This is a genomic window from Bartonella sp. AA78NXGY, assembly GCF_042197005.1.
GTDB lineage: Bacteria > Pseudomonadota > Alphaproteobacteria > Rhizobiales > Rhizobiaceae > Bartonella.
Map to the genome: position 1 here is coordinate 1 of NZ_JBHIRI010000066.1, position 1,456 is coordinate 1,456.

Below are 1,456 nucleotides of genomic sequence, written 5' to 3' on the forward strand. Positions count from 1 at the left end.
GTAGTAGCATTTCACTGAATTCGAATGATAGTCTCTCTCTTCATTCTGGAAATAATGTTTCCATTCATTCAAGTGGATTAAGACATAACGGCACCAATGTAGGAGCAACACATGTTCATGGCGGTGTTTCCCCTGGTGGTTCTATGACAGGAGGTCCCAATTGAACAGTGGAATGGACCGCACAACGGGAAAGCCATTAACCGGCATTGATCATTTGCGTCAATCAATCCTTGATATTTTGTTAACGCGGATTGGTTCGCGTGTAATGCGGCGTGATTATGGTTCACGTGTTGCTGAACTCATTGATGCACCGGTTAATAATGCTTTTGCTGTTGCTCTTTATGCTGCTGTTGCTGAGGCTTTAGACAAGTGGGAACCGCGTTTTAAATTGAAAAAAATTGATTTTAAAAGGGGTGAGAATGGACACGTTTCTTTATCCTTTGAAGGCATTTATTTGCCATCCGGCAAGCCCATTACCATGGAAGGATTATTGATAAAATGAATGGAGTGCTTGCAAAACCAGACATCATCACAGAACTTTCTTTTGAAGAAATACGCGCTGCTGCTCTTGTCCATTTAAAAGAGCTTTTGCCTGAATATACCATTCTTGAAAGTGATCCGGCCGTAAAAGTCATAGAGGCTTTTAGCTATCGAGAGTTGCTTTTAAGACAGCGTATTAACGAGGCAGCACGCAACAACATTCTTGATTTTGCAACCGGTGAATCTCTTGATGCTTTGGGAAACTGGCATGGTCTTGCCCGCATGGAGGGTGAAAGTGACGAGAGATATCGTGAACGCATACAGCTTCATGCCCGTGGAGGAAACGGAAGTGGAACAGAACCCTATTACAAACTTATCGCCTTAACAGCCGATAGTCGAGTGAAAGATGCCATTATCTATCGTAAAGGCAAAGACCCAACCATCTATGTTGCTCTTTTTGGTAATAATGAAGAAGGAACAACCTCTGAAGATCTCATACAAGCAGTTTCACAAGCTCTTCACAGAAAAAATATCATCATGACCAATGATACAATCATTGTTCACGCTGCTGTCAAAAAAGTGCTGGATTTAGAAGCAGATGTTTGGCTGTTACCAGAAACATCTTTGAAAATTCTCACAACAATGGAAACAAATTTACGCACGGCTTGGAAACAAGAACAAGCCATTGGTCGTGAATTAAGTTTGTCGTGGTGGATTTCAAAACTAATGATTGCTGGTGTCCAGAAAGTGATTGCCATTACCCCAACACAAGACAGTATGGTTTGTGATGAAGAAATTTTATCGATTGGAAAAATCACCTTAAACTTCAAAGGACGTGCCCGCTAATGGTTGGTTCCCTCCTTCCCACAAACGCGACAGAATTTGAAAAGCGCCTTGCCGATGCTTGCGATTTTCATCAAGATATTGATGGTTCTGTTTTGGGGATTTCACGCGCAAAACTGATCACACGCCCTCC

At 42.1% G+C, this 1,456-nt stretch carries 2 protein-coding genes and 2 pseudogenes; all 4 read left to right on the forward strand.

Going from position 1 to position 1,456, the window contains the following annotated elements:
• Positions 1 to 164, forward strand: a pseudogene (locus tag ACFINL_RS09625) (phage baseplate assembly protein V); the annotation flags it as partial.
• Complete coding sequence (locus ACFINL_RS09630; RefSeq protein WP_375612353.1) at positions 161 to 502, forward strand: GPW/gp25 family protein; 342 nt, start codon at positions 161 to 163, stop codon at positions 500 to 502. The pseudogene ACFINL_RS09625 and the gene ACFINL_RS09630, both read left to right, overlap by 4 nt.
• Positions 499 to 1,326: a baseplate J/gp47 family protein gene (locus ACFINL_RS09635; RefSeq protein ID WP_375651480.1), complete on the forward strand. Its 828-nt coding sequence runs from the start codon at positions 499 to 501 to the stop codon at positions 1,324 to 1,326. The genes ACFINL_RS09630 and ACFINL_RS09635 overlap by 4 nt, the downstream gene beginning before the upstream one ends.
• A pseudogene (locus ACFINL_RS09640) lies at positions 1,326 to 1,456 on the forward strand (phage tail protein); the annotation flags it as partial. The gene ACFINL_RS09635 and the pseudogene ACFINL_RS09640, both read left to right, overlap by 1 nt.

Bases quoted from the DNA above. Each gene is read 5' to 3' on its own strand.
- ACFINL_RS09635 (WP_375651480.1), top strand. From the start codon at position 499: ATGAATGGAGTGCTTGCAAAACCAGACATCATCACAGAACTTTCTTTT.